This is a genomic window from Oliverpabstia intestinalis, assembly GCF_009696065.1.
In the GTDB taxonomy this organism is placed as follows: domain Bacteria; phylum Bacillota; class Clostridia; order Lachnospirales; family Lachnospiraceae; genus Oliverpabstia; species Oliverpabstia intestinalis.
This window is the reverse complement of sequence record NZ_VUMS01000028.1, coordinates 22,577-29,216: the sequence shown is the minus strand read 5'-3', so window position 1 is coordinate 29,216 and position 6,640 is coordinate 22,577. Positions and strand designations below refer to the sequence as shown.

Below are 6,640 nucleotides of genomic sequence, written 5' to 3'. Positions count from 1 at the left end.
AAAATCCCGAGACATACAAGCCAAAATGCCATCACCGAAGGTGATTTACGCGAGCAACGAGTCAAAGTCCGTGCTTGCACGGAACCTTGAGGAGTGCCGCGATAACGATAAAAACTCGCAAAGCGTGTTTTTATCGTTTAAATGCATTTTGGCTCGTAACTGTGAAGGTACTGAACAGTTACGAAAAAAGATACTGGATGAAAAAAGAGAATTAGGAATTTGTTTGAATGTGAAAATTTCGCAAAATGTGATAAAAATCGTGGTTGATTTTTGGGAGAAAGGGACTATAATAATTGGTATGGAAGCATAGCTCAGCTGGGATGAGCGTTCGCCTCACACGCGAGAGGTCAGGGGTTCGAGCCCCCTTGCTTCCATTTTTTGTTGCAAGAATATAAGTAATCAAGTGCTTTTTGGGATGACAGATAGAATAGAAATGCCTCACAGGATTATGTATTGATATGTAATATAACAAAAAGGTTGGTATACTATGTAGTTTTACGGTAGTATATCAACCTTTTTTAGTTTAATATAGATTTATTTGTTCAAAACTTCTTTCAACGCATCCAGTACTTCCTGTACTTTTTCCATATATGCGTTTTCGCCCATATGACCGATGCGGATCAGTTTTCCTGCGAAGCAGCCGAAGGAGCCGGCTAAGAGGATGTTGTGATCGTAGCGCATCTTGTGAAGGATTTCTTCCGCGGTGTGGCCTTCCGGTACTTCGAAAGTGGTTACGGTGTTGGAGTAACCACATGCCGGGTAGAGCTGTAAGCCCATAGAAGTGATGGCTTCGCGGGTGTAGGCTGCTACTTTGGCGTGGCGTTCCAGAATCTGTGGATCGGCTTTAATGTTTTCCAGAGCAGTGCGAAGTCCGTAAATGTCGCTGGCCGGCATGGTGTATGGGAACCATTTGGCTTCATAGTAGCCTTTGAAGGTCAGTAGATTCGCATAAAAAGATGCAATCGGTGTTTTACGCTTTTCCATGGCTGCTTTCGCGTCTGCACTCAACGTTACCATTGTCAGTCCCGGAGGTGCGGACACAGCTTTCTGGGAACCACCGCATAACAGGTCGATCTTCCAGTCATCCACACGGACATCTTCGCCGAACATTCCTGCTACGGAATCAACAACTGTGAGGATTCCGTAGGACTTTAATAACGGACAGATGGAAGCGATATCATTTAACATACCACTTGGCGTGTCACAGTGAACAACAGTTGCATATTTGAAATCATGGTCTTTTTCCAGATAAGCTTTCAGATCATTCACATCGAAGGGATGGGAGTAATCGCAGGTGTAAAGAACAGGTGTGCCACCGTAGATGGAGACAAAATCTTTGAATCCTTCTCCGAATACTCCATTATCCAGAACCAGAACCCGGTCACCCGGTTCAGTCAGGGAGGCACAGGCAGCTTCCAGACCGAGGATACCTTCTCCGCCAAGAATCAGAGATTCGTTTTCGGTATGCAGCAGACTGCTGTAGAGTTTACAGGTGTCATGGTAATATTCCACAAAGTCACAGTCCAGATCCGGATTCTGAAACTGTCTGCTCCTTGCCAGCAGAACATTTTCGCGGACCTGAGAAGGACCGGGAGTCATCATTTTGTACATAAGCCCATCCTTTCTGCCAGTTTCTGTAACTGACCGGAGATAATCAGAACAACTACAGCGGCAACTCCTACCTGCAGCAGGTTGCCCGGGATAGAAGAGGCTGGAGTGATCCAGTTACCGTAAATGATACCTTCTGCGATGTAGTATCCGGTAATTTTGATCACGCATGCAACCAGGATTGCAACCACTTTCCAGCCAAAGCCTTTTTTCTTCTCTGTGATTGTACCAACGGAGAAGCCCATCAGACCAACGATAATGAAAGTGAATGGAGCCCATGCAGTCCAGCCGGAGAACAGGTCAAAGAGTCCCATACCGAAGGCACCGCTGAGTGCACCGGTTTTCTTGCCGAAGATGATAGCAGCAAGGAATAATGGAACATTGCCAAGGTGGATCAGTCCACCGTTTGGTGCAAACGGTAAACGGATATTAACAACTGCTGTAAAAATATAAGTCAGTGCGATGCACATGGCGGTTACCACAATCGCCTGAGTATTGTTTCTTGCCTGCGTTCTGGTGCCGGCTGTCTGATTGAAAGATGCCATTTTAATTCCCTCTTTCTTCTTATTAATATAATTTGTAACTGTTCAGTACCTTCACAGTTACGAGCTAAAATGCATTTAAACGATAAAAACACGCTTTGCGAGTTTTTATCGTTATCGCGGCACTCCTCAATGTTCCGTGCAAGCACGGACTTTGACTCGTTGCTCACGTAAATCACCTTCGGTGATGGCATTTTGGTTTGTATGTCTCTGGATTTTGACATATTCATGTCAAAACACCTCGCGGGACAGTAGCTACTGAATAGTTACTATAATTTTAATATCACACTGAATCATAAAGGATAACTGGTCAGATAGAAATAACCAGTTTTGAAAAAAATAACCAGTCCAGTTTGAAAGAAATATTATAAAGGAGACATACTGTGCGAATCTATGTGATCAGGATAAATTTTGTGTACCGAGAAGCGTGTTACAGGGAACGGAGGGAACAGTAAAGAGATAAGGATTGAATGTAAACTATAATAAACATAAGGTTGACAATTCGAAAAACAGGTGATATAGTAGTATTAGCATAGCGGTGGATATTTTCTCGGCGCAGATGCAGCAAAATCATGGAGGATATGAAAAATGACAACGACAACAATGAGCAGAGGCAAGACTTATGACATGGTGTACATTGCGGTATTTGCTGTGGTAATGGCGATTTGTTCCTGGATTTCCATACCGGCAACCGTTCCGTTTACATTACAGACCTTCGGTGTGTTCCTGGCAGTTGGAGTACTCGGTGGTAAGAGAGGTACCCTTTCAATTCTGGTGTACATTCTTCTTGGAGCAGTAGGCGTCCCGGTATTTGCCGGATTTAGTGGTGGAATCGGCAGTCTGTTTGGCAACGCCGGTGGCTACATAATAGGTTTCCTGGTGGGTGCTCTGGTTATGTGGGGCATGGAAAAAGTAATGGGAAGAAAAACATGGGCACTGGCAGTCCAGATGGTAGTTGGTCTGATTGTGTGTTATGCATTTGGAACTGCCTGGTTTATGATTATGTACACCAGAAGTGCAGGACCGGTTGGTCTCGTGACTGTACTTGGCTGGTGTGTATTCCCATTCATTATTCCGGATCTGATCAAGATCGTGGTAGCACTGGGACTGACAAAGAGTCTGAAAAAAGTACTTCCTATTATGCAGTAGCCATAGGATATCCAGAAGAAGAGATCTGTAAGACGCCTGGCCCTCCCGGACTTACAGGTCTCTTTTTGTGTTGCTCCACGTATGGAAGTTGTCTGGCTTAGATGATAATAATTATCATAATATGATAAAAAATAGGGTAAAAAATGTGAAAAATTGCCAATAGAATCTTGCGAAGAAAAAAAGAGAGTTATATAATAAAAATAATCATATTTATATATGTGTAATTATAAAATGCAATGAATGAGCAAGGAGGTAACACATGCATAAGTGGAAAAAACTGGTTGCAGGAGTTTTATCAGCCAGTATGATTATACCGGCAGCACCATTGACTGCGGGAGCAACAGAACAGATAGAACTGGTGCAGCAGGCAGAAGCAACTCCGGAAGCGCAAGCAGCACCGGTAGCAGAAGTTCCGGCTTCGGAACAGACGGCAGCACCGACGGAGACCCCGGCGCCGACAGAGACCCCAGCAGTATCGGAGAATCCGACACCAACGGAGAATCCGACACCAACGGAGACCCCGGCACCGACAGAGACCCCGGCAGCCCCGGAGACACCGACCCCGGCACCAACGGAAACTCCGGCGCCGACAGCAACACCAACACCGGCACCGATACAGCCAACAACCCCGACGCCGACAGAGACCCCGGCAGCCGAACAGCCGACACAGGAAACACCGGCAGCAACACCGGCGGAAACACCGCAGCCTACGCCGGAAGCTACTCCGACACCGGAAGCAGAAGCACAGGGAAGCAACGAATCACTGATTGCAGGACAGCAGATAGTGATTCCACCACAGATCGAAGAGGATTTTCGTCTGACAACTGTTGATAAAGTATACGCATTTGCAAGAAAAGATTGCAGGATTCTTGAAGAAAAAAGCGATGAGGAAGATGCTGCAGCTACCGGATCTTTACCGGGCGGTGGTGTCTGCTATATCTTACAGGAAGACGAAGACGGATGGGTGTTTGTTGAATCCGGAAGAGTCAGAGGATTTATCAGAAAAGACGAATTAAACACAGGAGAAAAAGCGGATCTTATCATAGAAGAGACAAAGGAATTGTCCGGGGAGGAAAATCCGGTATTTGAAAAAGCTACAAAACTGATGAATCCGCTGAAAAATAAAAATCTTCTGTATACAAAAACAACAGCAGGAAAAACAGTAGTAGATAAAGAATATGCATTCTGTAACACGGATAAAGTAAATATCCGTGAAGGGAAAAGTACGGATGCACGGGTAATCGGCACGTTATCCCAGAATCAGGTTTGTTATGTACTGGCAAGTAAGAATCAAGAATGGGTATATGTGGAATCCGGTGATGTGCGTGGATTTGCAAAGAGTGAATACCTGTTGATGGGTGAAGAAGCGGAAGAAAAAGCAAAGGCATATACCGATGCGGGACAGGATCCGGAAACTGTATGCGGACTTGCTGATCAGATGATCGAACCGGAAGACAATGCCGTCTGCTATTATACGTTCAAATCAGTGAAAGAAGCCTCTGTTGAGAATCCAACCCGCCAGGCTCTGATCAATTATGCATTGCAGTTTATTGGTAACCCATATGTATGGGGAGGAACAGATCCGGTTCACGGAGCAGACTGTTCCGGTTTCGCACAGCATGTATATGCACAGTTCGGTATCGGTCTTCCAAGAACATCCGCAGCACAGTCGCAGTATGGAATGAAGATTCCGGTCAGTGAAGCAGCACCGGGTGATCTGATCTTTTATGCGAAAAACGGTCAGGTTTACCATGTAGTTATCTATATCGGTAATGGAAGAACTGTAGAAGCGGCCAGCACAAGATCAGGTATCTGCAGCCATGGCGTAAATTATGCCAATGCGGTATGGGCAACAAGACTTCTGTCCTGAATTATAAATGATAATAGTTTGACAATTTCATGAAATACGGTTGACAATCCGTCAATGTGGTGATAAATTAATGATAAAGAGTATAAGTTTTATAAAACTTATACAATGAATGCATAGAATCTGATTACTGACGGAGAAATGTGGGATACCACAGGGGAATCAGATTTGCAGGATGCCGACCGTCTGGGCAACATTTGTAGAGTTACAAGTGTTGCCCTTTTTTACTTTACAGGAAATTGACTTCCTGCAAAGTAAAAAATGCTCCGCGAGGATGTGCTAAGACACATTCTTTGTTCCTTTATAAAAGACAGGAAAAAGATATCCGGACGGCTGGTGTAAAAAGGAGGTGCGTCTGCAAAAAAGAAATTATGGGGAAATGCCAAAGAGATTATGAAAAGACGGTAATGGTTTGTGGCTGAACGATTACAGATAATGAAATGTGATGACAAGGAGGAAAAAGTTATGTTTCATGAAGAGTATACGGCATTATGTAATGCAGGGGTGGCAAAAAATAATCTGTTGAAGAAAAATCCACTGGGATATTTTATTTCATCCATGGTAGCAGGAATGTTTATTTCATTTGGCAGTATGGTAGCGTTTGTGCTGGGACAGTCGATGGATGGAAATGGTGCAGCGGCTGCGGTAAAACTGATTCAGAGTATTGCTTTTGCATCAGCTCTCAGTCTGGTTGTTATGGCAGGTGCTGAATTATTCACCGGTAACAATCTGGTGATGGCGGCAGCATCCCTGAGAAAGAAAGTATCTTGGGCGGATACTGTGAAACTGTGGTGTGTCTGCTGGATCGGCAATCTGATTGCTTCTTTGCTCTGTGTAGCGGCTTTCCAGCTGACCGGACTTCCGACAGCAGGAGATGGAGCAATCGCAGATTATTTTATCAAGATTTCTTCAGCAAAAGTTAGTCTTGGTGTCGGAGAGATCCTGGTGCGTGCGATCCTGTGTAATATTCTGGTCTGCCTTGCAGTATGGTGCGGAACCAAGATGAAAACGGAATCCGGAAAACTGATCATGATTTTCTGGTGTATTCTGATTTTTATGACCTGCGGATTTGAGCATAGCATCGCAGATATGAGCATCATCGGAATCGGTGTGGCAAACGGAGGAATCACTGTCGGTCAGTATCTGTATACCGTACTGCTGGCAACAGTCGGAAATATAATCGGCGGGGCAGTGTTTGTGGCAGTACCGTATCATGTGATTTCAAAAGAAAAATAAAAAAAACGAAAAACGCAAAGACAGCCGTTCGGCAGATGGATATGACCGGACGGCTGTCTTTTGAGTTACGCGAATAACAAGACAAATAAAAAAATTTGTGCTTTTCATGCAAAAAATTTATAGAAATCGCTAATAAAACTGGATAATATTGTGAATTTATGGTACTCTTAATAGGACGAACTTATTTATCGGGTTTTTGCGGTCTTTTCCAAGGATGTGCGGAGGCGGAAGAGAGAGT

The 6,640-nt window shown here is 44.4% G+C and carries 6 protein-coding genes, 1 tRNA gene and 1 riboswitch; of the genes, 5 read left to right on the top strand and 2 right to left on the bottom strand.

The window, feature by feature from the left end; all coding sequences use genetic code 11:
* Both FYJ57_RS15145 and FYJ57_RS12450 read left to right on the top strand, forming a co-directional pair.
* Positions 1–310: hypothetical protein (locus tag FYJ57_RS15145; RefSeq protein WP_205839984.1), on the top strand; the 310-nt coding region annotated here is incomplete at its 5' end.
* Positions 301–374, top strand: a tRNA-Val gene (locus FYJ57_RS12450). The genes FYJ57_RS15145 and FYJ57_RS12450, both read left to right, overlap by 10 nt.
* 160 nt (positions 375–534) lie before the next feature.
* Here FYJ57_RS12450 and FYJ57_RS12445 read toward each other — a convergent pair.
* Together FYJ57_RS12445 and FYJ57_RS12440 are read right to left on the bottom strand one after the other, a co-directional pair.
* Positions 535–1,611: a pyridoxal-phosphate-dependent aminotransferase family protein gene (locus tag FYJ57_RS12445; RefSeq protein WP_022173215.1), complete on the bottom strand. Its 1,077-nt coding sequence runs from the start codon at positions 1,609–1,611 to the stop codon at positions 535–537.
* Positions 1,599–2,153, bottom strand: coding sequence for an ECF transporter S component (locus FYJ57_RS12440; RefSeq protein ID WP_154432891.1), 555 nt, complete (start codon positions 2,151–2,153; stop codon positions 1,599–1,601). Before FYJ57_RS12440 ends, FYJ57_RS12445 begins: the two co-directional genes overlap by 13 nt.
* A 585-nt stretch (positions 2,154–2,738) precedes the next feature.
* Here FYJ57_RS12440 and FYJ57_RS12435 point away from each other — a divergent pair.
* The 3 genes from FYJ57_RS12435 to FYJ57_RS12425 all read left to right on the top strand — a co-directional run bounded on the left by FYJ57_RS12435 (position 2,739) and on the right by FYJ57_RS12425 (position 6,402).
* Positions 2,739–3,299, top strand: a complete 561-nt coding sequence (locus FYJ57_RS12435) for a biotin transporter BioY (RefSeq protein WP_022172836.1) — start codon at positions 2,739–2,741, stop codon at positions 3,297–3,299.
* Between the two features lie 259 nt (positions 3,300–3,558).
* Positions 3,559–5,169, top strand: a complete 1,611-nt coding sequence (locus tag FYJ57_RS15655; RefSeq protein ID WP_154432890.1) for an NlpC/P60 family protein — start codon at positions 3,559–3,561, stop codon at positions 5,167–5,169.
* A gap of 113 nt (positions 5,170–5,282) precedes the next feature.
* Positions 5,283–5,365, top strand: a riboswitch (ZMP/ZTP riboswitch).
* A 266-nt stretch (positions 5,366–5,631) separates the two neighbouring features.
* Entirely contained in the window at positions 5,632–6,402 is a 771-nt protein-coding gene (locus FYJ57_RS12425; RefSeq protein ID WP_022172834.1) for a formate/nitrite transporter family protein, read from the top strand.
* Positions 6,403–6,640: the final 238 nt, after the last annotated feature.